This is a genomic window from Helcococcus massiliensis (assembly GCF_900258485.1).
Taxonomy (GTDB): Bacteria; Bacillota; Clostridia; order Tissierellales; family Peptoniphilaceae; genus Helcococcus; species Helcococcus massiliensis.
On record NZ_OGVE01000006.1, the window covers coordinates 1 to 25,342 of the forward strand.

The window sequence follows — 25,342 nt, forward strand, 5'->3', positions numbered from 1 at the left end:
CTAGAAAAGAAGTAAAAGCTGATGAAAATGGAGATTGGTCATATAGCTTTGAAAAGCTAGCTAAGTATGAAAATGGTGAAGAAGTATTCTACACCGTTTCAGAAGAAAAGGTTGAAGGCTATGTAAGCCAAGTAAATGGACATAATATAACCAACACTTACAAACCAGGAAAGACAAGCATAAACGTTGTAAAACACTGGAATGATAAAAATGACCAAGACAAGCTAAGACCAACAAGCATAAGCATAGTACTTCTAGCAGATGGTAAGGAAACTGATCAAAAACTAGTATTGAACAAAGAAAATAATTGGTCAGGACAATTTACAGACCTTGATGAGTACAAGGACGGCAAGAAGATTGTTTATACCATAAGAGAAGAAGTTGTTGAAGGATATTCAAGTGAAATAACTGGTAACCAAGTTGATGGTTTTGTGGTAACAAATACACATAAACCAAAAACTCCACCAACACCAGAAACACCTAAGACAGGTGATGATACAAATATCGCTTTATATGCAGGTATTGGTTTAGTTGGATTAATAGTATTATTGTTTATTAGCTATAAAAAAAGAAATAAATAATAAGCATAATGATAAAGAAAAAGAAGGCTAATTTTAGCCTTCTTTTTGCTTATTATTCAGTTCTTAATGCTTCTACAGCATCTTTTTTCGCTGCTATTCTAGAAGGAATTATTCCTGCTATTAGTGTAAGTGTAACACTTAATAAAATTAATAGGAGGCTTGCTTTTATAGGGAGGACAGCGAAATTATTTACTCCTGTCAAGGATTTTATAATCCTATTTGCTGGCAATATCAACAATCCTGTAATTAAGATACCTAGAGAACCGGAAAGTAGACCGATTATAATGGTCTCTGCATTAAAGACTCTAGATATATCCTTTTTACTTGCACCTATACTTTTTAGAATACCAATTTCTTTTGTTCTTTCTAAAACAGATACATAAGTGATGATTCCAATCATTATAGAAGATACTACCAATGATATTGAAACAAATCCGATAAGTAGATATGATATCACATTGATTATACTACTTACAGAAGACATGATTAATCCTACGAAATCTGTATATTTAATTTGGTTATTTTCATCATCTATATTTGAATTGTAGTCTTTGATAAAATCATCTATTTTTTCTTTAGACTCAAAGTCTTTAGGATATAGATTTATGAAATTAGGACTTTCCTGATCCACAATTCCCAAAGTTTTAAGGTTATCTTCAAGGGTATTTTTTGAAGCTTCTGCAAAATTAATTAAAGCTTCTTTTTGTTCTTTTTCTGGTAAAGTGGAAACGTATGCCCTTATATTTTCAGGTAATTCTTCTAACTTAGCTGGCTGTATCTCTTCGCCCGGCTTTAAGAATGGTTTCTTTGTAAATACATCTATTTCTGGATTATCTAATTGTTCTTTGGCTATTTCAGTGCTGTTCGCATTTTCAATGATATAGTTGGTTAATTCTTTTGTATATCCAACCTTGCCGCTCTCAGATTCAACACTGGAATTTTCACTTGCTTTTACAATACCTACTATCTTTAGTTCTATGGCATCATCATATAGTTTTTCTAATAATTCTTGGTCATCTTCCTTAGATATCCATGAACCATTGTTATTCTCATAAAATGATACTGAGGGAATGTATTTAAAAGTTAGATTTAGAATTTCATCATAGGAAATATCTTTATCAACTTCGCTTACTTCTTTACCCTTGGCAATTTTTTCTTGCTTTTCTTTAAGGTCGTTAGGGTTTAACAGGCCTAATTGATAAAGAGATAGGTCGGACAATTGATTATCCTTGTCTACAAACAGAACTAATTCTTCCTTATTTTCAGGCCATTTACCTTCAACTAAATCATATTGACTTTCCAGAAGGTTTTTATTTCCTAAGAGTTCTTCCCATGCGTTAAGGGGTTGGTTGGTATAAGAACTAGCAAAACCAGCATCTTCTGCAGGGTTATCAATATATTCAAAAGGATTTAACTTTGTTATCTTATCATCTATTTTGTTATATAGATTTAAGTTTATATTATAGCCATAATCAATGGCATTAGTTAAAGCTTCTAATTGCTCCTTATTATTTTCTATATGTTTCTTAAATTTATTTAAGTTATTTTCTGTAGTTCCAGTAAAGGCCTGCATACCAGTGAGCATTTGAGTGGTCACATTTTTAGTTGTAACAACTTTGCTATCTTTTTTATCATCATCCTTTTTGTCATCACTATTATTTGCTTGAAGTTCAAGTAAGGAAGACAAGTCTATAGAATTATCTTCTATAGTGATTGGATACATTGTCAAAGTATCTGCCTGTATCCTATCAATATAGTCTTGGGCTCCTGTAGAAAGTGACAAAATAAGAGATATACCGATTATACCTATACTTCCTGCAAAGGCGGTAAGAATGGTTCTCGCTTTTTTAGTTAACAAGTTGTTAAAACTAAGTGATAGGGCGGTGAAAAATGACATAGATGTTTTATTGTTGCTTGTGAGGTTAACTTCATTTTCTGTACTATCTTCATAGGGCATTGTATCATCAACTATATGACCATCCCTTAAGTTGATTATTCTGGTTGAATATCTTTCTGCAAGCTCTGGGTTGTGGGTAACCATTATTACTAATTTTTCATTAGCAATTTCTTTAAGCAGCTCCATTATCACTTCACTTGTTTCACTGTCCAAAGCCCCGGTCGGTTCATCTGCTAGTAGTATATCGGGATCGTTTATTAAAGCCCTTGCAATGGCAACTCTTTGCATTTGACCACCTGATAATTGGCTAGGCTTTTTATTTATATGTTCACCCAAGCCCACTTTTTCAAGCATTTCTTTAGCTCTTTGACGTCTTTCTTTTTTATTGATTCCAGAAAGTGTCAAGGCTAGTTCAACGTTTGAAAGTATGCTTTGGTGGGATATTAAATTATAGCTTTGGAAGACAAAACCGACTGAATGGTTTCTATACCTATCCCAATCTCTATCACTATATGTACTGGTAGATGTATTGTTGATGATCAAATCACCACTACTATACCTATCTAAACCACCGATAATATTTAACATTGTTGTCTTACCTGATCCACTTTGGCCGAGTATTGAAACAAATTCATTTTTTCTAAATTTTAGACTTATATTATCTAGTGCTGTAAAATCAGTTCCAGCTACATTATAATGCTTTGAAATATTTTTTAACTCTAACATTTAACCTCCTTATAAATTAAAATTGAATCTCTTTTCTTTTTTTATTGCTATATTAATTTGATTATCAGAATACTACTACCAATATTATATTTTAATTATGTATTAAATATGGATTTTACAAAAATTTTATATTTTCACAACAAATTTTTATTGAATTGCAATAAACTTTTATTGAGCTTCAATGTAATTTGATGTATTATATTATATAGAAAAGAGGTGGATTATGTTTGAAAATGCTCTTGATAAAAAAACAAAAAAAAGCTTATTAAATTTGAAGTATTTATCTTATATATTTGTAGTAGCGACTATTGCTTTAGGTTTTATATTTAGCACATATACAGCATATAGATTGTTGGGAACTTATAGCGAATTAAAAACACAAACAATATTGTGGCTTATAATATCTTATGTAGTTTCTTTTATGATAATTTGGGGGATATATGATGTTATAGGATTGTTAAACAATCTATATAAAGGAAATATTTTTACATATGAAAATGCGGATATTTTAAAAATAATAGATAAAAAGATAATATTTACTATTGTTTTTTCTACTATAGCTAATGTAGTTATGACCTTGATGAATGGAAATCCTATATGGTTTTTATTAGTTTGGTTTGTATTTATAATTTTCCTTGTGGTTGGTCATATTTTAGTTTATCCACTATCCCTACTTGTAAGAAAATCAGCTGATTTACAAATAGAAATGGAGTTAACAATATGATAGTAGTTAACTTAGATGTTATGCTAGCTAAAAGAAAAATGACTGTAACTGAATTATCAGAAGCTGTTGGCATAACTATATCAAATATTTCAATACTTAAGAACAACAAAGCAAAGGCGATCAGACTAGAAACCTTGAATGCTATTTGTAGGGAGTTGGACTGTCAACCCGGGGATATCATGGAGTATATAGAAGATGAAGAATAATACACCCATACATAAAAGATATGGAGAAGCAGTAAATTATATAATTTTTGGAGCCTTAACAACTCTTGTAAATTTCGTAGTTTATTTCTTCTCTTATAACGTTTTATCTATTTCAAATGTATTTTCAAATATCATAGCCTGGGCTATTTCAGCGACCTTTGCCTTTGTGGTAAATAAATTTTTTGTGTTTAATAGTAAGTTAGTTAATTTTACAAGTACAGTTAAAGAATTTATTACTTTTATAAGTGTAAGATTATCAACAGGAGTTATAGATACCTTGATAATGTACATAGGCGTAGATGTCTTAAATAAAAATGAATTTATCTGCAAAGTTATAGCAAGTATATTTACACTTGTTAGCAATTATATAGCCTCAAAATTTTTTATATTTAAAAAGAATAAAGAAGTCTAGGAATTTTTGTTTCTCCTAGACTTCTATTTTTATTTTTTAATAATATCTTTAATAATATAATGAGGTCTGTCTTTTACTTCCAAATATATTTTTGCTATATATTCTCCGATTATTCCAAGTGATAAGAGAATGAGTCCAGCAAATAGAAGGATTAAAGAAACTATAGTTGTATAACCTGATACATAAACATTTCCAAGCAGTTTATTTATTATTACATAAATCATATAAATTCCTGCTATAAAGGATGTTATAGCGCCTAAAAAAGACGCTATCCTTAAAGGTAGTATTGAATAACCTACAAAGCCTTCTAAAGCATACTTGGTCAAGGATGTAAATGACCAGGATGATTTTCCGTTAATTCTTTCATCGACTATATATTCTATAAACTCGGTGTTGTAACCAACCCAGGAAAATAGCCCCTTAGAAAACCTATTGTATTCATCTAAGTCTAAGATTGAGTCTTTCACTTGTGATCTGAAAGTTCTAAAATCAGAGGCGTTATCCTTGAATTCTGTTTCGGAAATTTTATTTATAAGAGAATAAAATGTTTTCTTGAAAAAGCTTAGTACTTTGCCTTCTTTTCTTTCTTTTTGATAGGCTGCAACCATATCTAAGTTTTCATTAGCTTCTAGCAAGTCTAGCATTTGAGATACATACCTAGGATGTTGTTGTAAATCAGCATCAATTAAACTAATATAGTCCCCAGATGCTTGATGCAAACCGGCTAATATTGCAGATTCTTTTCCGAAATTTCTTGAAAAATTAATACCTATAATTTTTTCTTCAGGAAAATTTTCAACTAAGTTTTTTATTTCGAATAAAGTATTATCTTTAGACCCATCATTTATAAAAATATATTCATACGAAAAATTGTCAGTTAAGGTATTTTTACATAAGTCAAAAAAGGGTCTAATATTTTTCTCTTCATTATAACTAGGTATTATCAAGCTTACAGTCTTTTTCATTTTATATCCTTAAATTTTATATATATGGTTCCATCAATCATTTGTATTGAATCCTTTGCAGGATATAGGGGCATTTCTTCAATTGTAGATCTTAAAGGTTCTAATTTATCAGTTATTTCATCAACATCACTAATAGGATTATCCAGTCCTAAAAATCTTTCAGGATAGTATTTAAATGAGTAAAGTCTAGTCAAGTGATTAGCTATGATGAATGGTTCTGTATCTCTTGTATCAATAAGTTTTGTAAAGTCTGTTCTAGAGTCCGGATTTCCTAGCATAACTACCTTTGTATCGGTAGTGTATCCATCAACCATTTCTATTCTCATAGAAATCCTATTTGCGTAAGCGTGAGAAGACTTATTTGTATTCCAAACCTTGAAGTAAGCCTTATTTGTCACGTAAATATTATTGTAGACAGATAAGAAACTAACAACAACTAAGAACCAAACACTAAGCTGTAAAAGATTAAGCTTTTTGCCTACTGTGTTTTGGTATACTTCATTAGTTTGGATTTCGTGATTTCCGTTAGCATTAATCTTATAAATATAGTCTATTAAAATCAACGGCATCATAAAGCATACAGTATAGGCATAAGCCATCCTCAACATTACTCCAGCCTGCCATGACATTATATAAATTACATTTATAGCTGGAGGAAGAATGATAAGTATAAAGGCTACAAATATCATCCTATCTTTATCTAATTTAGATTTTTTTCCTAAATAAATAATTAGATATATAAGCAAAATAAAGGAAATTACAAATACATAAGGCATAAAGGACCAGTGATAGTTAAATTCTTGGCCGGTGAAAAATAAAAACATATATTTGTAAGTTGAAAATATTGCTACTGGAAGTTCTTTAAGAGGTATAGATCCCATGGTATCTAGTCCCTTGTAATCAACTAAGTACTTTCCAAAGATTCCTCTTGAAACTAAAAGGTAGATAACTATAGCTCCTAAAAAAGATATCATCATTTTTAAAAAATTATTAAAAATTTCTCTAGTGGTTTTTTCTTTTTTGAATAAGTCTATTAGGAAATAGACCAAGATGAGTCCTGCGGCATAACCCAAATATGCTTGGTAAATAGCTAAAGATAAGGTAAATAAGACCATTGAATATAAATAACCTTTTTCTTTTTTTACCAATAAATAGGCTCCAATACCAGTAAGCATAGCTCCAAATTGATAGGAGTCTTGAGTATTCATAAATGGCATTAGTGAACCTATTGTAGGGAAGGTCACCAGGATTCCTCCAATTAAAATGGAATTGATTTTTGATTTTATATCAAACATTGAAACTATTACAGATGCCATAACAGCTGAGTAAAATATGGTTAAAAATCCATTTAGCCAAGGTAGGGAAAATTCACTTCCTATAGCGGATGGAAACATTAAAAACCACCTACCAGAAGTAGTCCTATTCATTGTATCAACGAGTTGGACTATATCATCAAGGTTTAGCCATTTGTTGGCCATCATAAAACCATGGCAGATAAAACCTATTACAATAGTAGAAAAGAATGCTAATTTATTGTTGTATGGTAAAGATTTATACCAATTACTTATCTTATTTTCTGGAAACATTAAATACTCCTTCAGACTTTTATTCTTCAAATTTCATTATATTAAATATAGTATAAAATATCTAGTTGGAAAATGTTAAAAAAAAGTAATAAAACTTGATTATATATAGTTGAATGGGGTATAATAAAAATGAAAGTCAAAGATAGTCAAAGTTTTTGATATACAAGAGTTAATACGAGAGATTGGAGATTATATTATGCAATATAAAGATTATTATGAAATATTAGGAGTAGCCAAGTCAGCCGATTCTAAAACAATAAAAAAAGCTTATAGGAAGCTTGCTAAAAAATATCACCCAGACTTAAATAAGGGTTCGGAAGAAGCTGCAGAAAAGCTAAAAGAAGTAAATGAAGCATACGAAGTTTTGTCAGATGAAGATAAAAGAAAGAAATATGACCAATTCGGATCTGCCTACCAAGATGGTATGAATTTTGATCCATCAGATTATGGTTATGCCTATACTAGCTCAGGCGGAAGTGGATTTTCAGACTTTTTTGAAACTATATTTGGTAGATCTGGTGGGGGATTTTCAAGAGATTCCTTTTTTGGAGGTTTTGGAGAAAAGTTTTCCAATGCTAGACCAAAGACTAGACCTAGATATAATTTAGAACAAAACTTAAGCGTAGCAGAGGCCTACCATGGGGGTGAAAGACAAATCCCCGTTTCTTTAGGTGGACAAAATACCACTATAAAGTTGAAATGGCCAGCTGGGATTACAGATGGCAAATCCATAAAAATTAAAGGTGATAAATTTGATATCCACGGAGATATTTATGTAAAAATTAAAATAAGTGACAAGGATAAATTAGAAGGTTTAAATATAACTAGAGACCTTGTTGTAAGTCCTTGGGAAGCTTACTTTGGTACAAAAAAGACCATAGATACCTTTGATGGAAAGATAAAGGTAAGCATACCAGAAAGAATCCAAACAGATAAAAAAATTAGATTAAGAAATAAAGGTTTTAAAGATATGAAGGGTAAGTTAGGTGACCTATACTTAAAGATAAAAATAAAAAATCCTGAACTTACTAAAGAACAAGAAGAAATATATAGACAAATGATGGAGGAATAATATGAACATGGATAGATTTTCAGAAAAAACATTACAATACATTCAAAAGGCTCAAGATATAGCCATTAAAAATTCAAACCCAGAGTTAAATGAAAAACATTTGGCTTATGCAATGATGCAAGAATCAGATGGTCTTGTATTTAGGCTAATTAACTTAATGGACAAGGATGCCTCAACTATAAGAGAAGAATTAAAGAGATTGGTAGATAATTTACCTGAACAAGCAGGTGGATCACTTCACGCATCAACTGCCTACCAAAGAATCTTATTAAAGGCAGAAGATGAAGCTGCTGACTTAAACGATAGCTATATAGGTGTAGACCACTTATTCTTAGCCTTATTAAAAGAAAAGAACAATGAGGTTGTAAATCTTTTAAATAAATTTGGCGTAAACTACAAGAGTTTTAAAGAAAAACTTTTAGCATTTAAAGAAGATAAGAAAAACAACCCTGGTCAAGCAGAAGATTCAGCCTTAGCTAAATACACTGTCGACCTCACCAAAGATGCTAGGGAAGGTAAGATTGACCCTATTATTGGTAGGAATGAAGAAATAAGATCAGCAATCAGAATTTTGTCTAGGAGAACTAAAAACAATCCTGTTTTGATAGGTGAACCAGGTGTAGGTAAAACGGCTGTTGTAGAAGGTATTGCCCAAAGGATAGTAAATAACGATGTACCGGACAACTTAAAGGGTGTAAGACTCTTATCTCTAGACTTGGCAGCTTTAATAGCAGGAGCTAAATATAGGGGTGAATTTGAAGAAAGACTAAAAGATGTCATAAATGAATTAGAAGATTCAGATGGCGATATTATACTTTTCATTGACGAAATTCACATGATAGTTGGTGCAGGTAAAACTGACGGTGCCATGGATGCTGGTAATATCATGAAACCAGCTTTATCTAGAGGTTTAATCAAGGTAATAGGTGCTACCACTCTAAATGAATATAGGCAATATATCGAAAAAGATGGAGCCCTAGAAAGAAGATTCCAAAAGGTATTAGTTGACCAACCAAATGTTGAAGATACTATTTCTATCTTAAGAGGTATTAAAGAAAAGTATGAATTGCACCACGGGTTAAGAATAGCTGACTCCGCAGTTATATCTGCCGCTGTTTTATCGGATAGATATATAACAGACAGATTTTTACCTGACAAGGCCATAGACCTTATGGATGAAGCTGCAGCCATGGTTAAAACAGAAATTGATTCAATGCCTGAAGATATTGACAAATTAAGAAGAGAAATATTACAAATTCAAATAGAAATAACAGCCCTAAAAAATGAAAAAGATGAATCTTCAAAAGAAAGATTAACATCTTTAGAAAAAGAAATGAGCCAAAAAGATGATATTTACAATGAAAAATTTGCTAAATGGCAAGATTCTAAAAAAGTTTTAGACAAGATAAACAATATCAAGGCTGAAATTGATAGGGTAAAGATTGAAATTGAAGATGCAGAAAGATCTTACGATTTTGAAAAGCTATCACAATTAAGATATGGTAAACTACCACAATTACAAGAAGACTTAAAAGAAGCTGAAGAAAAATCTAGTCAAGAATCAGAGCTAAAAGAAGAAGTAACAGATGAAGAAATTGCAGAAGTAGTTTCAAAATGGACTGGTATCCCTCTTTCAAAACTTCAAGAAACTGAAAAAGAAAAAATCTTGACTCTTGGAGAAAAATTAAAAGAAAGAGTAATCGGCCAAGACCAAGCTGTCAAAGCTGTGTCAGAAGCTATCTTAAGAGCTAGATCTGGACTAAAGGATGAAAATAGACCTATAGGTTCCTTTATATTCTTAGGACCTACAGGTGTAGGTAAGACAGAATTAGCAAAGGCTTTGACTGGTTTGATGTTTGATAACGAAAGAAACATGATTAGGATTGATATGTCTGAATACATGGAAAAATATTCTGTATCAAGATTAATTGGTGCAGCCCCAGGTTATGTAGGTTATGAAGAAGGTGGACAATTAACAGAAGCTGTTAGAAGAAACCCTTATTCAGTAGTCCTATTTGACGAAATTGAAAAGGCTCACCCTGATGTGTTCAACATTCTATTACAAGTTTTAGATGATGGTAGACTAACAGATAACCAAGGTAGGACTGTAGACTTCAAAAATACCATTATAATCATGACTTCTAATATAGGGTCTCAATACCTATTAGATGGTTTGGATGATAAGGGTCAAATAAGCCAAGAAGCCAGAGACAAGGTTGATGAAGAATTGAAGATGAGATTTAGACCGGAATTCCTAAATAGGATTGACGAAATAGTAATGTTCAAGCCTTTAGGCAAGGATCAAATCGGACACATCATAGACTTAGAATTAGTAAAGATTGCTAGAAAACTAGAAGATAGAAAGATTAGCTTATCTATTGATGACAAGGCTAAAGATTACATCATCACAAATGCTTATTCACCAGCCTTTGGTGCAAGACCAATCAAGAGATTCTTACAAAAGAACTTAGAAACTAGCCTAGCTAGAAAGTTGCTTGCTGGAGAAATCAAAGAAAAAGAAGCAGTACAAATAAGTGCTGATGAAAATGGGTTGGCATTTAAGCATTAGAATAAGTGATAAGACTTCAAAGATTTTATAATCTTTGAAGTTTTTTATTTTAAAAGTAAAATATAAAATTATAATTGAATATTATCTAAATAAAGTATAAAATATAGCTATCATAATAAAGGAGAGTGGGGATGGTAATTTTATAAAATGGATTAATGAATTTAATACTTATAGTTAGCAGGATTATATTCCTGTACTGTTTAGTATGCCATTTTATATGATATCATTTAGCACGGACCTATCTGTTTATCTATATAAACAGATTTTTTTATATCTAAAATCTAATTCAATAATTTTTAATATCCATATATTATGGCATACATTCTCAAAATTGAAGGAGGATTTATGCTACAAATTAATAATCTAAACATATACCTACTGGAAGACTTACGCCTTTTGATCGAAGATTTTACTTTTTCATTAAATAAATCTGATAAGGTCGCCCTCATAGGTGAAGAGGGAAATGGTAAATCAATCTTATTGAAGGCTATATATGATAAAAAATTAATAGAAGATATATGTTCTATTTCTGGAGATATTTTTACAAGCAATGAAAATATCGCCTATTTACCACAAGCAATAGATGAAGAAGTACTAAAAAAGACAACTGAAGAATATTTACACGAAAATATTCCCTATGAATTCTTCAACTATAATCTATTCTACAAATTAATTGTTGAACTAGATTTTGATGAAGACTTAATTTCTACTGATAAATATATTTTAACCTTATCTGGTGGTGAAAGAATTAAATATACTTTACTAGTGGAGCTAATGAAATCACCAACTATATTTTTAATGGATGAACCTAGTAATGATCTTGATTTAGAGTCTGTAAAATGGCTTGAAAATTTTATGGACAATTTAGACATACCACTTATATTTATTTCCCATGATATTGAACTTTTGTCAAAAGTTGCAAATAGAATAATTCATCTTGAGCAAATAATGAGGCGTTCAAAAGCAAAGCATACTATAGTATCTATGACATATCAGGAATATGTGGATAAAAGATCATTAAATATCTTCAATCAAACAAAACGAGCTAAAAAAGATAAAGAGGAATTTGATAAGAAAGTTTCTAGATATAGGAGAATTCATGATTCGGTACAAGACTCATTAAGATCTACCAAGCCAAACAATCCAGAAGTTGGTAAAAATCTGAAAGATAAGATGCATACAGTTAAAGCTATGGGAAAAATATTGGAAAAAGAAAGAGAAAATCTTGCAAAAGTTCCAGATTATGAAGAAGAGATATCTATAAATTTTGATGAAGATATAAATGTACCTAATGGAAAAGTTATTTTAGATATGTATTTAGAAAAGCTTGAAATTGCTGGTAGAACTTTATCTAAAAATATAAATTTAAAAGTTATTGGACCTGAAAAAATTTGTATTATAGGCAAAAATGGAGTTGGGAAATCAACTTTATTAAAGATAATAATAAAAGACTTGAAAGATTTAAATCTAAATGTTGGATATATGCCTCAAACATATTTTGAGCTTGAAGAATATGAGATGAATGCTATCGAATATTTATCTAATGATTTTACCAAGGATGAACATTCTAAACTTTCAACTTATCTAGGATCTCTAAATTTTAAAAGAGAAGAGATGTATAGAAATATAAAATCTTTATCAGGTGGACAAAAGGCAAAATTATTTTTTGCAAAAATGAATCTAGATAAGTGTGAAGTTTTAGTTTTAGATGAGCCTACAAGAAACCTATCACCTTTATCGCAACCGGAAATTATAAATGCTCTAAAAATATTTAATGGTTCAATAATTTCAGTTTCACATGATAGAAACTTTATAAAAGAAGTTTGTGATAAATGCTATGAACTTACTAAGGATGGTCTAAGATTATCAAATTAATCACTTGTTATTAACTTTCATATACTTTAAAATAATAAGTAAAACACCTAAAGGAATTGAAATGAAACAAAAATCCAAAAGAAATAAAACTATAGATTTTGGCTTAGACGAAGCTCAGAAATATTTGAAAAAAGCTATTTATTTTACAAAAGATTCAGCTTTTAAAAATATGATAAATAAAAATATAATAGGAGATACTTTTGAGGTTTTAGAAAATGTATCAAATGAATCTATAGACCTTATAATAGTCGACCCTCCATATAATCTAAGAAAAAATTACCATGGAAATATTTTTACTGAAAAAGATAGTAAGTCTTATGAAGAATACACTAGGACATGGATAGAGATGATTAAAGACAAGCTTAAGCAAAATGGTAGTATGTATGTTTGTTGCGATTGGAAGTCATCTTTGATTATAGGTCCTATTCTTTTAGAATATTTCAATGTCAGAAATAGAATAACCTGGCAGAGGGAAAAGGGCAGAGGATCTAAAAATAATTGGAAAAATTCCATGGAAGATATTTGGTATGTAAGTAAAAGCGATGATTTTACCTTTAACCTTGATAAGTTAAAGCAAAGAAAAAGAGTGCTTGCTCCATATAAAGAAGATGGAAAGGCTAAAGATTGGAAAGAGGGAGAAGGTGTAAAATATAGGGATACCCACCCATCAAATTTCTGGGATGATATAAGCATTCCTTTCTGGTCTATGGAGGAAAATACTGGACACCCAACTCAAAAACCTGAGAAGCTTATAGCCAAGTTGATACTTGCTTCTTCAAATGAAGGAGACCTTATTCTAGATCCTTTTGCTGGCTCCTGTACGACTTCAGTAACTGCGAAGAAACTTAATAGAAGATATATTGGCATTGAACAAAATGAATTGTATGTAGCCTGGGGGGAAAAGAGGCTTGAAAATGCTGAGAAAAATCCAACTATTCAAGGCTTTGAAGATGGAATTTTCTACGAAAGAAATTATAGGCCGTAAAATTATATATATACAAAAAAGCATTAGCTCCATATTAGGAAGCTAATGCTTTTTTTATAAGATAAAAAAGAAAAGATAGGGCGATTAAATAAGGGAGACGGCCCTATCTTTATAAATATGTACGCACACCCAGCTTCGCCATAGCTATCATTGTCACTACTTAATAGTTAGCTCAGAAGAGGCTTCCCCGTATCACACAAAAGGGACTACTTAATGCTGCTTCCTTCCGGACCTGACATGGTTCATAGGCTTTTGTTGCACGGGACCCCCGCATCAACACCACTTGTTAAGCGTATCTCATCAATAGAAATATCTAAGCTGGGACTTCAATCCTACTATAGCGGATTGTAGGTTACAGGGCACCGCTAATTCCCCATCTAGTGCATTGGCGGAGAGTGAGGGATTTGAACCCTCGGTACGGCTAAAGCACCGTACACATGATTTCCAATCATGCACCATCAGCCACTCGGACAACTCTCCATAAGTTACTAAATAATTATATTAGATTAGAAAAGATAAGTCAAATAGCTAAAATTTTACAAAAATGTAATAAACCACCAAGGGCTGATAAACAGGTAATTACCATTGTTTCCTTTGAAAATTCTAATTTCTCGTATATAATTGCAATAAAAAAGCGTTTTCACAATTAGACAAATGTTTTCATACGTTTTATACTATAGTTAAGAAATTAATTAGGAGGACAATATGGCAAAGAAAATAATTTCTTTATTATTAGCATTAGTGTTAGTGTTATCACTTGTAGCATGTTCTAATACTAATAAGGAAACAGGCAAAGAAACAGGCAAGGAAACAGGCAAAGAAGTTAGTGGAGATCTTCCATTCTCAGGAAAGACCCTTACATTTGCAGGTTTAGAAGGCGGTTACGGAGTTGACGGATGGAAAGAAGTAATCAAAAAGTTTGAAGAATTATCAGGTGCTAAAGTTGAAGCTACATTCTCTCAACAAATTGAAGATGAAGTTTCACCAAAATTCTTATCTGGACAAGCACCAGATGTAAACTATATATCTTTAAGTAGAGAAGCTAGACTTACAGAAGCTCAATTAGCTGAAAAACAAGTTTTAGACATTACAGATGCTTTTGATGCTAAAATTTTAGGAGAAGATCAAACACCAAATCAAAAATTACTTGATGGTTCATTAGGTGGATCAACAACAAATCCTTATGGTGATGACAAAGTTTACTTAGCTCCTATTAACTTAGCTCCAAATGGTTTCTTCCATAATGCTAGCTTATTCGGAGAAGGAAAATTAACATTACCAAAGACAATTGACGAACTAGTTGCTTTAGAAGGTAAACAAGAAGGTGCAGCAGTGTATACATATCCAGTAGCTGGATACCACGACTCAGTGATACCTGCATTAATTAGCCAAGTTGGTGGACAAGAATTATATACAAAATTAATGAACTATGATTCAAAAGCATGGGAAACAGAAGCAACACCAGTTTTTGAAGCTTTAGGAAAGATATTAAAACATGTAAACAAAAACACAGTAGCTCAAGCTAACGGTGAAAGCTTTACACAAAACCAATTACAAGTAATGAAGAATGAATCATTATTTATGCCAAATGGTACATGGGTAGCAAACGAAATGAAAGATGCTGAAGGTGTAGCAGAAGGATTCCAATGGGGATTATTACCAGTTCCTGCATACAAAGAAGGTGCTGATAGATATGTTTACTCATTCAACGAACAAGTTTGGGTATCAGCTAAAACAAAAGAACCTGAATTAGCAAAAGCATTTATCACATTCTTATACTCAGATTTTGCTGCAGAAGCATTCCAAAACAACGGTGGTGCTGTAATACCTACAGCTAAAGCTATCGAATTAATCAAAGATCCACTTACAAAATCATTCTATGATATTTTAAGTAGTGATGATGTTAAGATAGTTTCTGGTGGTTTTGCTCAAGCTCCAGCAGTTGAAGGTGTATCAGTAACAGATGCTCTATATGAAACAATCAACTCAGTAGCTAACGGAGACAAGACAGTTGAAGAATGGCAAGCAGATGTTGTTAAAGCAGTAAAAGCAATAGAAGAAGCAAAGGCTGCTCAATAAGAGAAATTATGATAGGCGGCGGATAGATCCGCTGCCTATTTCAATTATAAGCAAGATTAGAAAGACGGTGGTTTTATGAAAAACTCTAAAAGTAAATTAACTTTTATAAATTTAAGTTTAATACCTGCCTTCCTTTTATATATCGTATTTATTTTGTATCCAACTTTTACAGTTTTCAAATCTTCCCTATATAAGAAAACAGCATATACGATTGGAAATGGTGAATTTGTAGGATTAAATAATTTTAAAATATTAATGGATGATCCTAAGTTTATAAAAGCTTTTCAAAATACAATATTCTTAATGGTTATAGTAACAGTGATTACTATGTTTTTAGCAATTATTTTTGCGGCTATTTTAACTAGAGAAGATTTAAAGGGGAAAAATTTCCTTAGGATTATATTTTATATACCGAATATCTTATCTATTGCTGTTGTTGCAGCGATATTTGCAGCTATTTACGGTATGGACAATGGCTTAGTCAATGGATTAGGAAAATTATTTAATCCTGAAACATGGACAAATATACCATTTTTAGGAAATAGGAAAATAGTTAATTATTCTATAGTCGCTGCCATGGTATGGCAAGCTGTTGGATATTATATGGTTATGTATATGTCAACAATGTCTCAAATACCAAATCATTTATATGAAGCGGCTGATATAGATGGGGCAAGCAAGGTTAGACAGTTTTTTGATATAACCTTACCTCTATCATGGGAAACAGTAAGAACTACATTAACATTCTATGTTATATCAAATATCAATATAGCTTTCCAAGTTATCAAGGCTCTAACAGGAGGAGGACCTGATGGTGCTTCTACAACCTTGTTAAATTACCAATATGATCAGGCTTACTCAAACTTATCATTTGGTTACGGTTTAGCTATAGGTGTAGTAGTATTCTTATTCTCATTTATATTATCAGCTATAATATCTAGAATAACACATAGAGATTCTGTACAATTTTAGGAGGGGAAATGAAGAAAAAAGTTAATTTATTTAAGATATTTGTATATCTTGTAATGGCTATATTTGCCCTTTCTATAATCGTGCCTTTGATTTGGGTTTTTATGGCCTCTTTAAAAGAAAATAAAGAATTTTATCAAAATCCATGGCAATTACCTTTAGGTTTTTACTGGGAAAACTTTAAGAATGCATGGGTTGGTGCTAATATGGGTACCTATTTCTTAAATTCTGTAATGGTAACAGCAGGATCTTTAGCGATATTGCTTGTAATAGCAATCCCATGTGCTTACGTATTATCTAGAATAGAATTTAAAGGTAGAAGTATTTTAAGAGGAATTATGAAGGCTGGTTTGTTTATAAACCTTTCATATATCGTAGTTCCAATATTTATGATGTTATTAGATTTGAACCAAAAGTTTGAAGTTACATTCTTCCTAAATAATAGACTTATACTATGCTTAATTTATGCAGCATCAGCAGTACCATTTACAGTGTATTTATTATCAAACTTCTTCCAATCAATATCTAAATCTTATGAGGAAGCAGCAAGGATAGATGGTGCTGGTTATTTCAAGACCTTAGTAGATATTATTTTACCTATGGCAAAACCAGCGGTTATAACAGTTATTTTATTTAACTTTTTAGCCTTCTGGAATGAATATATTTTAGCCTTAACTATACTACCAGATGACGCAAAAAGAACCTTACCTGTTGGCTTAATCAACCTACAACAAGCATCTAGAGGTGCTGCTCAATATGGTAGACTTTATGCTGGTTTAGTATTAGTTATGGTTCCGACTTTAATTTTATATATTGCAGTTCAAAAACAATTAACAGAAGGTATGATGGTAGGAGGAGATAAAGGATGAGAAAAGAATATAAGAAGTCTAGAACTCATGGTAGGGTAACTTTACCAAGTGAAGAAAACTTCTATGATGAAACGATTGAATTAATTGATAGGCTGGGAGCTGATGTTTTAAGAGATTCTGATGGTACAAAACTTCCAGATGAACTAAAAGACCTTGAAGGGATATCAGTTTATACAAAATATTTAACAGCCCGTGGTTACAATGACTTTGCGAATGAACATAGAGAAGAAATCACAAGATTTTATCTAATGAGTGAATTTGTAACAGCAACAAGTGAAGAAACAGAAATTGACTTTGCCAAAGAATATTTTGACCAACAAATCAAGGCTGACTATGACCACGATCCTAAAGAATGGTGGGAAGTTATAGACAGGACAACAGGTCAGGTAGTAGATCTTTCTGATTGGGAAGTTGACCAAGAAAAAGATATTGTAAGAGTAAAGACAATCCCATTCCACGAATATACAGTATCATTTTTAGCCTACTGTATATGGGATCCAGTTCACATGTATAATTTTATTACAAATGATTGGCCAGATACAGTTCCTCATGCTATACCAATAGATGCAAGATATGATGCAACTAGTGAATATTTGGAAGAATTTTTAGATGATTTTTTAGAAAAAAATCCTAAGACTGATGTTATAAGATTTACAACTTTCTTCTACCAATTCTCATTGGTATTTAACAAACATGGTTTAGAAAAACATGTAGACTGGTATGGATACACAAACTCTGTATCACCAAAAGCATTTAAAGAATTTGAAAAAGAATATGGATACAAATTAAGACCAGAAGATATTGTTGATGAAGGATATTATAACTCAACCTTTAGAGTACCTTCAAAGGCCTTTTTAGACTATATAGATTTTACTTCTAAATTTGTAGCTGAAAAAGCTAAAAGATTAGTAGATATCGTTCATAAACATGGTAGAAAGGCTATCATGTTCTTGGGTGACCACTATATAGGTGTTGAACCTTGGTCTAAAAACTTTGAAAGTATCGGATTAGATGGGGTTGTAGGTTCTGTTGGTGATGGTGTTACTTTGAGATTAATTTCAAGTATCAAGACACCTATGACAGAAGGAAGATTTTTACCATACTTCTTCCCAGATACCTTCTATGAAGGCAATGATCCAACAATTGAGGGTAAAGACAACTGGGTAAAAGCAAGAAGAGCCCTAGTAAGAGAACCTTTAGATAGGATTGGTTATGGTGGATATATGTCCCTAGCTTACCAATTCCCAGAATTTATTGACTATATTGAAAAAGTAACTCAAGAATTTAGAGACATCCATGACATAGTTTCACAAGGAAAGGCACATTCTTCAGCCAAGGTAGCTATATTAAACCACTGGGGTGACAGAAGAAAATGGTCTCCATGGATAGTTGCTCACGGTAAATGGTACAAATTATCATATTCCTATATGGGTATTACAGAAGCCTTAGCAGGAATGGATATGGATGTTGTATTTATTGACTTTGATGATGTAAAAAATGGAATTGATAAAGACATTGATGTAATTATAAATGCTGGTGATGCTTACACATCATTCTCTGGTGGAAAAGCCTTTATGGATGAAGAAGTTGTAGCAAATATCAGAAAGTTTGTTTACGAAGGTGGTGGCTTCATAGGTGTTGGGGAACCAAGTGCCTACCAAGCAAATGGTAGATATTTCCAATTGGCAGACGTCTTAGGTGTTGATAAGGAAATAGGTTTTTCACAATCTAACAACAAATACTTTGTTGATGAAGTAAAAGACCACTTTATAACTGAAGATTTAGTAGAAGATTTGGACTTCGGTGATGATAAACAAAACGTTTATGCAACAACTGAAAACACAGAAATTTTAAGTTTCTTTGACCATTCAGTTCATATGGCAGCAAATGATTTTGGAAAGGGTAGATCTTTCTATATAAGTGGTTTGCCATATTCAACACAAAATACAAGATTGCTAAAGAGAGCTATACACTATGTAAGTCATAAAGAAGATGAGTTGAAAAAATACTATGCAGATGACTTAAGAGTAGAGGTAGCAGCATTTCCTAAATTAGGTAAATATGCAGTAATAAACAATTCTCTAGATGATATAGAAACTACTGTATATGGAGGAGATGGTAAGGGCCACCAAGTTAAAATTGCTGGTGCAGACCTGGTATGGATAGAGGAGTAGATATGGATTACTATAAAAAAAGTAAAGTAAAAAACTTAATACTGTTTGTAATATTTGCTATTGGTGTCTATCTACAATTTTATGGACATTCCATAGAATCAAAAACTGGTTTAATGATACAATTTCTATCTTTAGTACTTATATTGACAGTATTGTTCCTATACAATAGAAGACACAAGTAGGTGATACTATGTCAAAAGTATATATAGGAATAGATGCCGGTGGTACAAAAACTGATTATTTAATGATTGATGAAAGTGGAAAGATATTAGAAAAAGAATCAGGATCCACAATTCATATTAAACAAACTAGTGAAGAAAATATTAGAACTAGTCTAGAAAAAACAATTAATACTATGCTTGACAAGGCTGGTAAGCAAATAAGTGATATAGGTCATTTATTTGCAGGTATACCTGGCTATGGAGAGTTTTCTGAAGTTGGACTTTTGTTTAATGATATATTTTCTAAGCTTTTGGGAGATGGAAAGTATACCTTTAGAAACGATGCTGTAGCTGGTTGGGCAGGATCTCAAGCTGCTAGACCCGGTGTAAATATGGTATTAGGTACAGGGGCTATAGCCTATGGTATTGATTATGAAGGAACAGAAGCAAGGTCTTCAGGATGGGGTCCATATTGCGGAGATGAAGGTTCAGCTTATTGGTTAGGTAGACAGGCTATTAGACTATTCGCTAGAGAATCAGATGGAAGAGCTCCTAAATCTCATCTTTATGAATTAATAAAATCTGAATATAAGTTAGAAAAAGATTTTGACTTTATAAGTATTATTCTAGATTTAGAAGATAACAGAACTGAAGTTGCAAAACTTTCTAGACTTTTATCAAAGGCAGCTGAAATGGGTGATAAAGAAGCTATATTAATTATCAACAAGGCTAGCCAAGAAGTTGTAGAAAGCATAAAAGCAGTAATAGGCAAGTTGAATTTTTCAGATGATGAAGATATATTCTTCTCATATTCAGGAGGAGTTTTTAATATAGGTAAGCTACTAACAGACCCTATAGAAGAGGCTTTAACTAAGGATTCAAGACTTAAAAAGGTTGAATCTGTTCTCCAACCTGTGCAAGGTGCTTGTTTACTAGCTTTGAAATATGCAGGCCTAGAAATAACTGATGAAATTTTAGAAAATTTGAAAGGATAGACTATGGCAGGATTAAAATTAAAAAATATTTACAAAGTCTATGATGGAGGGGTTACAGCGGTAAAAGACTTTAATCTTGATATTGAAGATAAAGAATTCGTTGTATTTGTTGGACCATCTGGATGTGGTAAATCAACAACTTTAAGAATGGTTGCTGGCCTTGAAGAAATAAGCCAAGGTGAGCTATATATTGATGATAAATTAGTCAATGATGTTGAACCAAAAGATAGGGATATAGCTATGGTTTTCCAAAACTATGCCTTATATCCTCAAATGACAGTTAGAGAAAATATGTCTTATGCATTGAGATTAGCAAAAAGACCTATTGATGAAATAAATAAAAAAGTTGAAGAAGCAGCTAGGATATTGGACTTAGAACAATATCTTGATAGAAAACCAAAAGCCTTGTCAGGTGGACAAAGACAAAGGGTAGCCTTGGGAAGAGCTATTGTTAGAAATCCAAAAGTTTTCTTGATGGATGAGCCTCTATCAAACTTAGATGCAAAACTTAGGGTTCAAATGAGGGCTGAAATATCAAAATTACATGAAAGGTTAGGTACAACCTTTATATATGTTACCCACGATCAAACTGAAGCTATGACTATGGGAGACAAAATTGTGGTTATGTCAATGGGTAAAATCCAGCAAGCTGACACACCACACAATGTATACTTCCATCCAGCAAATATGTTTGTTGCAGGCTTTATAGGTTCTCCACAAATGAACTTCTTAGAAGCCAAGCTAGTAAAGAACGGAGATTCATATATTGCTGAAGTATTAGGTCAAGAAATTCATGTTACTGATGAACATGGTAAAGCTTTAGAAGAAAAAGGATATTTGGGTAAAAATATTATAATCGGAATAAGACCTGAACACATTTATGATGATTTGAGACCTACAAAGATTCCTTTAAGATCTAAAGTGAGCTTTATTGAAAGACTTGGTTCAGAAAAACTATTATATCTAGATATAGATGGCGAGCATGAATTACAAGCTAAACTAGTTACTGATACAGAATTTGATAGGGGAATGGATGTAAATCTATTTATTGATGAAAGTAAATTACATTTCTTTGATATAGTAACAGAAGCTAATATATTATTATAAAAAACAAAAAAAGTTTAGATTTTTCTTAAATCTAAACTTCTTTTTTTAAAATTTTTAAATGGCTTAAAATCAACGATTCAACCGTTAGTTGGTCCTAAAATAAACTGCGAGTTGTAAAAAATACACCTAATTCAACCCTTAATATGTTTATTTTTCCAATTTTGCTTGGTAATATATATGTAAGTTAAGTGATATATATTACAGCTATAAAAATTGAAAGGATATATTATGTATAAATTAGGTGAAAAAATAAGTGATTTAAGAAAAAAAGAAGGATTGACCCAAGCTGGTTTAGCAGAAAAGCTAGGAGTATCAGCCCAAGCTGTTTCAAAATGGGAAATAGGTTCTTCCTATCCAGATATAAGTGTAATGCCTAAATTGGCGAAGATTTTATCTACAACTACTGATTATTTATTAATAGATGAGGCCCAACCTGAAACTGTTTACCAAAAAGAAGACCATAGAAAACCGCTTGAAGAATTGGTTATGAAAATAAGGATACTAGATGATGGTGACAAGGTAAAGGTTAATTTACCTTTTGTCTTTATGAAAATGGGATCCGGATTTATGGAAAATATGAATGTAAATGGAAATAATCTTGGTGATATGCTTAAGGGAGTTGATATGGATTTGATATTTGAAATGGCAGAAAAGGGTATGTTGGGCAAGTTTGTAGAGATAGAAGGAAAAGATGGTGAACATGTTTCCATCAGTGTGGAATAATGAGAATTAAAATAAAAACCGATGATCTGAAAAGACCTATAAATCTTAGGATTCCAAACTCTCTAGTTTTCAATAAATTAACAAGTAAAATGCTAGAAAAAGTTATTAGAGAAAATTCAAATGGAGTGGTTGATTTTAATCTAGACACAAAAGAAATTAGAAAGATTTTGAAAGAAACCAAGAAAAGGTACAAGGGGAATTTCAAATTTGTAGAAATAGAAGCTGCAGATGGTGAAGAAATTATAATAGAAATATAAAAGAGGGCTCTAGCCCTCTTTTGTTTATATTATTTATTATCAATCTCTTTCCACTTTTTATAAGCTTGTCTTAATTCCTCTGCAGTATCTTCAACTCTTCTTGGATTGGTTTTTGCCCAAGCAGCAGTTTCAGAAGAGGCGTTCCATTTTATAGAATTTTCACCTCTTAGTGGAGGGAAGAATTTTATGTGGAAGTTATAATATTTTTTACTTTCTTCCTCTAACTCACTATTAACAGGTATTTGGTAAATTCCCATCATGTATGGAAATACTCTATCAAACATGTGATCGAAGGTACCTTGCAAGTCTCTAAGTATTTGTGCTAAGTCTCTGCTTGTTTTTTCGTCAAAGTCTTCAAAACTATGGATATTGTTTGCTTTTGGAACAAGATAGCAACCGTATGGATAGTCTGTGAAGAATGGTAAAAAGACTACAAAGCTATCATTTTCCATTATAATCCTATCTTTAACCTTTAATTCTTCATCTCTAATTTTTAGTATTAAAGACTCTCCAGTTTTATCAAAGTGTTTTTTAGAATTTTCTAATTCTACTTTTATTCTTAAAGGCATAAATCCATAGCCGTATATTTGACCATGTGGGTGAGGTTGGGTTGTTCCAACTTCTTTTCCTCTGTTTTCAAAGGTTAAAATATATTGTATATGCTTATCTTTTTTTATCTCTATAAATCTTTCCTTCCATAGGTCCACAAGCTTTACTAAATGGTCTATAGATAAATTCCATAGGGAGGCATTGTGGTCTGGTGAATACAAAATAACTTCTGCCTTACCATAAGATGGGGCTGTTTTATAGAAATCAGTTGCTACATCATCTTCTTTTGGTGGATTTGGCATCATTGAAGGCCAATCATTATCATATTTTAAAACAGTATAAGTATCTTTTATTTGTTTTGAACCCGGGCAAAATGCACAATAATCCTTGGGCATATCCGGTCTATTTTGTCTTTGTCCATTTACAATTGTCCAGTCGTCTAAAAGTGGGTTATATCTAAATTCTGCCATAATACTCTCCTTTATTTATATACTTCTATTTTATAACAAAAGTCGAAAATATTAAAATAAAAATGGTCATAACCATTATCTAGTTATGACCATTTTTATTTCTATTTTTTGTTTCTTTTTTGCTTTAATTTTTCTTTTCTAGCCTTATTTTCTTTTTCTTTCAAATCTTTTAACATTTGTTTCTCTATATGCTTGGTAAATTCAGGCTTGATACCTTTGAGTTTCATAGAAACAAATTCGGCAATTATCTTTATTAAGATTACTGCAGGAACAGATAAAATCATACCCCATACACCAAACATACCACCACCAACAATTATGGACAATAGTATAACTAGTTCATGTATACCGGAAGATACAGAGAATAGTTTAGCTCCAACTATATTTTGTTCTACCCATTGTAAGAACCAGCATAAGAATGCAACCCATACAAAGGTCATAGGTGATTTTATAAAGGCAAATATTAAGGCTGGAAGTGTAGCTACTACTGGCCCTATATAAGGTACTATATCGAGTAGCATAGTAATAAAACCAATTATCCAAGCGAAAGGTATACCGAACAACCAAAGCATCAGACCGGTTGCGAATCCGATAAATACCGCCATTAATAATCTACTCTTTACAAATTCATTCATAGAAAAATTGATTTCCTTATAAAGGTAAATTGTATCATGTTTGATAGATTTTGGAATCCTATTATAGCACCATTGAAGGATTTTATCCTTACTTACTAACAAGTGATAGGTGATTAATGGAATCAATACTAAGGTTACCAAACTTCCTACACTGCCTTGGATTGTGTTTATTAGAGAACCAGTCCAAGCTGGAATATTGTTTGAAAGATTTATCAAATAATTATTTATTTGTAATTTCATATTATCTAAAACTTTATAGTCTATATTCCAATCTTTTAATAATCCTTTTATATAATCATAAGTGTAGTTGATTGAAGATGGTAGGTTTGATAAAAACAAACTACTTTGGTTTATGAGTTCTGGTACTATAGCTATAAGTAAAACGGAAATAGCTAAAACGATTAATAGATAACTTATTAGAGTACCTGTTCCTCTTTTTAATCCCTTTTCTTCAAATTTATTTACTACAGGATTTAGTAAAAATGCTATTAAAACTGATACAAACAAGGCGAATGCTGTCGAACCTAAGATGCTATATGTATTAAATAAATTAACTACAACTACAACACCCATGATTGCCAAAATAATCTTAGCAACATTGTTCCAGTTTATTTTAATTTTGTGTTTATCATCAATTGCTCTATTCCCAATATAGATCATATAGTAGATTGCTAGGCCAGCTATGCCTGAAATCAAGAAATATAAAACATATTGAAAGAAAGGAGATATTGTACTGTTTGCAGAAAACATTCTTCC

Annotated in this window: 22 protein-coding genes, 1 tRNA gene and 1 other RNA gene; 17 read left to right on the top strand and 7 right to left on the bottom strand. The window is 31.6% G+C overall.

The window, feature by feature from the left end; genetic code table 11:
- The coding region (locus C4Q29_RS05815) for a Cna B-type domain-containing protein (protein ID WP_159459233.1) at positions 1–581 on the top strand (581 nt) is incomplete at its 5' end.
- Positions 582–633: 52 nt separating this feature from the next.
- On the opposite strand, the gene C4Q29_RS05820 is transcribed toward C4Q29_RS05815, so the two are convergent.
- Positions 634–3,204, bottom strand: coding sequence for an ABC transporter ATP-binding protein/permease (locus C4Q29_RS05820; RefSeq protein WP_103981877.1), 2,571 nt, complete (start codon positions 3,202–3,204; stop codon positions 634–636).
- Positions 3,205–3,427: 223 nt separating this feature from the next.
- On the opposite strand from C4Q29_RS05820, the gene C4Q29_RS05825 reads away from it, so the two are divergent.
- Genes C4Q29_RS05825 through C4Q29_RS05835 form a run of 3 tightly spaced genes read left to right on the top strand, consistent with a single transcriptional unit; the run spans position 3,428 to position 4,546 of the window.
- A complete protein-coding gene (locus C4Q29_RS05825) occupies positions 3,428–3,928 on the top strand; it encodes a DUF2975 domain-containing protein (RefSeq protein ID WP_103981878.1) in 501 nt (166 codons plus the stop codon).
- Entirely contained in the window at positions 3,925–4,134 is a 210-nt protein-coding gene (locus tag C4Q29_RS05830; protein WP_103981879.1) for a helix-turn-helix domain-containing protein, read from the top strand. The genes C4Q29_RS05825 and C4Q29_RS05830 overlap by 4 nt, the downstream gene beginning before the upstream one ends.
- On the top strand, positions 4,124–4,546 hold the full coding sequence (locus C4Q29_RS05835; RefSeq protein WP_103981880.1) for a GtrA family protein: 423 nt from the start codon (positions 4,124–4,126) through the stop codon (positions 4,544–4,546). The genes C4Q29_RS05830 and C4Q29_RS05835 overlap by 11 nt, the downstream gene beginning before the upstream one ends.
- Positions 4,547–4,575: 29 nt before the next feature.
- Here the strand turns inward: C4Q29_RS05835 and C4Q29_RS05840 are convergent, their stop codons facing one another.
- Together C4Q29_RS05840 and C4Q29_RS05845 are read right to left on the bottom strand one after the other, a co-directional pair.
- Entirely contained in the window at positions 4,576–5,511 is a 936-nt protein-coding gene (locus tag C4Q29_RS05840; RefSeq protein WP_103981881.1) for a glycosyltransferase family 2 protein, read from the bottom strand.
- Positions 5,508–7,097 (bottom strand): glucosyltransferase domain-containing protein, encoded by a 1,590-nt coding sequence (locus C4Q29_RS05845; protein ID WP_103981882.1) that lies wholly within the window; start codon positions 7,095–7,097, stop codon positions 5,508–5,510. Before C4Q29_RS05845 ends, C4Q29_RS05840 begins: the two co-directional genes overlap by 4 nt.
- Positions 7,098–7,293: 196 nt before the next feature.
- Here C4Q29_RS05845 and C4Q29_RS05850 point away from each other — a divergent pair, with 196 nt between their 5' ends.
- The 4 genes from C4Q29_RS05850 (at position 7,294) to C4Q29_RS05865 (ending at position 13,598) form a co-directional block, all read left to right on the top strand.
- Positions 7,294–8,169, top strand: a complete 876-nt coding sequence (locus C4Q29_RS05850) for a J domain-containing protein (protein WP_103981883.1) — start codon at positions 7,294–7,296, stop codon at positions 8,167–8,169.
- 1 nt (position 8,170) lies between these two features.
- The gene (clpB, locus tag C4Q29_RS05855) at positions 8,171–10,738 is read left to right on the top strand and encodes an ATP-dependent chaperone ClpB (protein ID WP_103981884.1); all 2,568 of its coding nucleotides are present in this window, start codon (positions 8,171–8,173) and stop codon (positions 10,736–10,738) included.
- A 345-nt stretch (positions 10,739–11,083) separates the two neighbouring features.
- Positions 11,084–12,613: an ATP-binding cassette domain-containing protein gene (locus C4Q29_RS05860; protein ID WP_103981885.1), complete on the top strand. Its 1,530-nt coding sequence runs from the start codon at positions 11,084–11,086 to the stop codon at positions 12,611–12,613.
- A 61-nt stretch (positions 12,614–12,674) separates the two neighbouring features.
- On the top strand, positions 12,675–13,598 hold the full coding sequence (locus C4Q29_RS05865) for a DNA-methyltransferase (protein ID WP_200813136.1): 924 nt from the start codon (positions 12,675–12,677) through the stop codon (positions 13,596–13,598).
- 121 nt (positions 13,599–13,719) lie between these two features.
- On the opposite strand, the gene ffs is transcribed toward C4Q29_RS05865, so the two are convergent.
- An RNA gene (ffs, locus tag C4Q29_RS05870) (signal recognition particle sRNA large type) lies at positions 13,720–13,984 on the bottom strand.
- Positions 13,985–14,078, bottom strand: a tRNA-Ser gene (locus C4Q29_RS05875).
- Positions 14,079–14,303: 225 nt separating this feature from the next.
- Between C4Q29_RS05875 and C4Q29_RS05880 the strand changes: the two genes are divergently transcribed.
- The 9 genes from C4Q29_RS05880 to C4Q29_RS05920 all read left to right on the top strand — a co-directional run bounded on the left by C4Q29_RS05880 (position 14,304) and on the right by C4Q29_RS05920 (position 22,932).
- Positions 14,304–15,677, top strand: a complete 1,374-nt coding sequence (locus C4Q29_RS05880) for a carbohydrate ABC transporter substrate-binding protein (protein WP_103981886.1) — start codon at positions 14,304–14,306, stop codon at positions 15,675–15,677.
- 75 nt (positions 15,678–15,752) lie between these two features.
- Complete coding sequence (locus tag C4Q29_RS05885) at positions 15,753–16,649, top strand: carbohydrate ABC transporter permease (protein WP_103981887.1); 897 nt, start codon at positions 15,753–15,755, stop codon at positions 16,647–16,649.
- An 8-nt stretch (positions 16,650–16,657) separates the two neighbouring features.
- On the top strand, positions 16,658–17,515 hold the full coding sequence (locus C4Q29_RS05890) for a carbohydrate ABC transporter permease (protein ID WP_103981888.1): 858 nt from the start codon (positions 16,658–16,660) through the stop codon (positions 17,513–17,515).
- Positions 17,512–19,689 carry a 1,3-beta-galactosyl-N-acetylhexosamine phosphorylase gene (gene gnpA / locus C4Q29_RS05895; protein WP_103981889.1) on the top strand — a complete coding sequence of 726 codons (2,178 nt, stop codon included), beginning with the start codon at positions 17,512–17,514 and terminating at the stop codon, positions 19,687–19,689. The genes C4Q29_RS05890 and gnpA overlap by 4 nt, the downstream gene beginning before the upstream one ends.
- Positions 19,690–19,691: 2 nt before the next feature.
- Positions 19,692–19,871 (top strand): DUF6903 family protein, encoded by a 180-nt coding sequence (locus C4Q29_RS05900; protein ID WP_103981890.1) that lies wholly within the window; start codon positions 19,692–19,694, stop codon positions 19,869–19,871.
- An 8-nt stretch (positions 19,872–19,879) separates the two neighbouring features.
- A complete protein-coding gene (locus C4Q29_RS05905) occupies positions 19,880–20,845 on the top strand; it encodes an N-acetylglucosamine kinase (protein ID WP_103981891.1) in 966 nt (321 codons plus the stop codon).
- A gap of 3 nt (positions 20,846–20,848) precedes the next feature.
- Entirely contained in the window at positions 20,849–21,952 is a 1,104-nt protein-coding gene (locus tag C4Q29_RS05910; protein WP_103981892.1) for an ABC transporter ATP-binding protein, read from the top strand.
- Between the two features lie 228 nt (positions 21,953–22,180).
- Positions 22,181–22,675, top strand: a complete 495-nt coding sequence (locus tag C4Q29_RS05915; RefSeq protein WP_103981893.1) for a helix-turn-helix domain-containing protein — start codon at positions 22,181–22,183, stop codon at positions 22,673–22,675.
- Positions 22,675–22,932, top strand: a complete 258-nt coding sequence (locus C4Q29_RS05920; protein ID WP_103981894.1) for a hypothetical protein — start codon at positions 22,675–22,677, stop codon at positions 22,930–22,932. The genes C4Q29_RS05915 and C4Q29_RS05920 overlap by 1 nt, the downstream gene beginning before the upstream one ends.
- A gap of 29 nt (positions 22,933–22,961) precedes the next feature.
- Here C4Q29_RS05920 and galT read toward each other — a convergent pair whose 3' ends face one another.
- Both galT and C4Q29_RS05930 read right to left on the bottom strand, forming a co-directional pair.
- Positions 22,962–23,951 carry a galactose-1-phosphate uridylyltransferase gene (gene galT / locus C4Q29_RS05925; RefSeq protein WP_103981895.1) on the bottom strand — a complete coding sequence of 330 codons (990 nt, stop codon included), beginning with the start codon at positions 23,949–23,951 and terminating at the stop codon, positions 22,962–22,964.
- Between the two features lie 101 nt (positions 23,952–24,052).
- A complete protein-coding gene (locus tag C4Q29_RS05930) occupies positions 24,053–25,336 on the bottom strand; it encodes an AI-2E family transporter (RefSeq protein WP_103981896.1) in 1,284 nt (427 codons plus the stop codon).
- Positions 25,337–25,342 lie beyond the last annotated feature (6 nt).

Bases quoted from the DNA above. Each gene is read 5' to 3' on its own strand.
- gnpA (WP_103981889.1), top strand. From the start codon at position 17,512: ATGAGAAAAGAATATAAGAAGTCTAGAACTCATGGTAGGGTAACTTTA.
- C4Q29_RS05930 (WP_103981896.1), bottom strand. From the start codon at position 25,336: ATGTTTTCTGCAAACAGTACAATATCTCCTTTCTTTCAATATGTTTTA.
- C4Q29_RS05840 (WP_103981881.1), bottom strand. From the start codon at position 5,511: ATGAAAAAGACTGTAAGCTTGATAATACCTAGTTATAATGAAGAGAAA.
- C4Q29_RS05915 (WP_103981893.1), top strand. From the start codon at position 22,181: ATGTATAAATTAGGTGAAAAAATAAGTGATTTAAGAAAAAAAGAAGGA.
- C4Q29_RS05835 (WP_103981880.1), top strand. From the start codon at position 4,124: ATGAAGAATAATACACCCATACATAAAAGATATGGAGAAGCAGTAAAT.
- clpB (WP_103981884.1), top strand. From the start codon at position 8,171: ATGAACATGGATAGATTTTCAGAAAAAACATTACAATACATTCAAAAG.
- C4Q29_RS05885 (WP_103981887.1), top strand. From the start codon at position 15,753: ATGAAAAACTCTAAAAGTAAATTAACTTTTATAAATTTAAGTTTAATA.
- C4Q29_RS05880 (WP_103981886.1), top strand. From the start codon at position 14,304: ATGGCAAAGAAAATAATTTCTTTATTATTAGCATTAGTGTTAGTGTTA.
- C4Q29_RS05865 (WP_200813136.1), top strand. From the start codon at position 12,675: ATGAAACAAAAATCCAAAAGAAATAAAACTATAGATTTTGGCTTAGAC.
- C4Q29_RS05850 (WP_103981883.1), top strand. From the start codon at position 7,294: ATGCAATATAAAGATTATTATGAAATATTAGGAGTAGCCAAGTCAGCC.
- galT (WP_103981895.1), bottom strand. From the start codon at position 23,951: ATGGCAGAATTTAGATATAACCCACTTTTAGACGACTGGACAATTGTA.
- C4Q29_RS05890 (WP_103981888.1), top strand. From the start codon at position 16,658: ATGAAGAAAAAAGTTAATTTATTTAAGATATTTGTATATCTTGTAATG.
- C4Q29_RS05860 (WP_103981885.1), top strand. From the start codon at position 11,084: ATGCTACAAATTAATAATCTAAACATATACCTACTGGAAGACTTACGC.
- C4Q29_RS05825 (WP_103981878.1), top strand. From the start codon at position 3,428: ATGTTTGAAAATGCTCTTGATAAAAAAACAAAAAAAAGCTTATTAAAT.
- C4Q29_RS05845 (WP_103981882.1), bottom strand. From the start codon at position 7,097: ATGTTTCCAGAAAATAAGATAAGTAATTGGTATAAATCTTTACCATAC.
- C4Q29_RS05830 (WP_103981879.1), top strand. From the start codon at position 3,925: ATGATAGTAGTTAACTTAGATGTTATGCTAGCTAAAAGAAAAATGACT.
- C4Q29_RS05920 (WP_103981894.1), top strand. From the start codon at position 22,675: ATGAGAATTAAAATAAAAACCGATGATCTGAAAAGACCTATAAATCTT.
- C4Q29_RS05900 (WP_103981890.1), top strand. From the start codon at position 19,692: ATGGATTACTATAAAAAAAGTAAAGTAAAAAACTTAATACTGTTTGTA.
- C4Q29_RS05910 (WP_103981892.1), top strand. From the start codon at position 20,849: ATGGCAGGATTAAAATTAAAAAATATTTACAAAGTCTATGATGGAGGG.
- C4Q29_RS05820 (WP_103981877.1), bottom strand. From the start codon at position 3,204: ATGTTAGAGTTAAAAAATATTTCAAAGCATTATAATGTAGCTGGAACT.
- C4Q29_RS05905 (WP_103981891.1), top strand. From the start codon at position 19,880: ATGTCAAAAGTATATATAGGAATAGATGCCGGTGGTACAAAAACTGAT.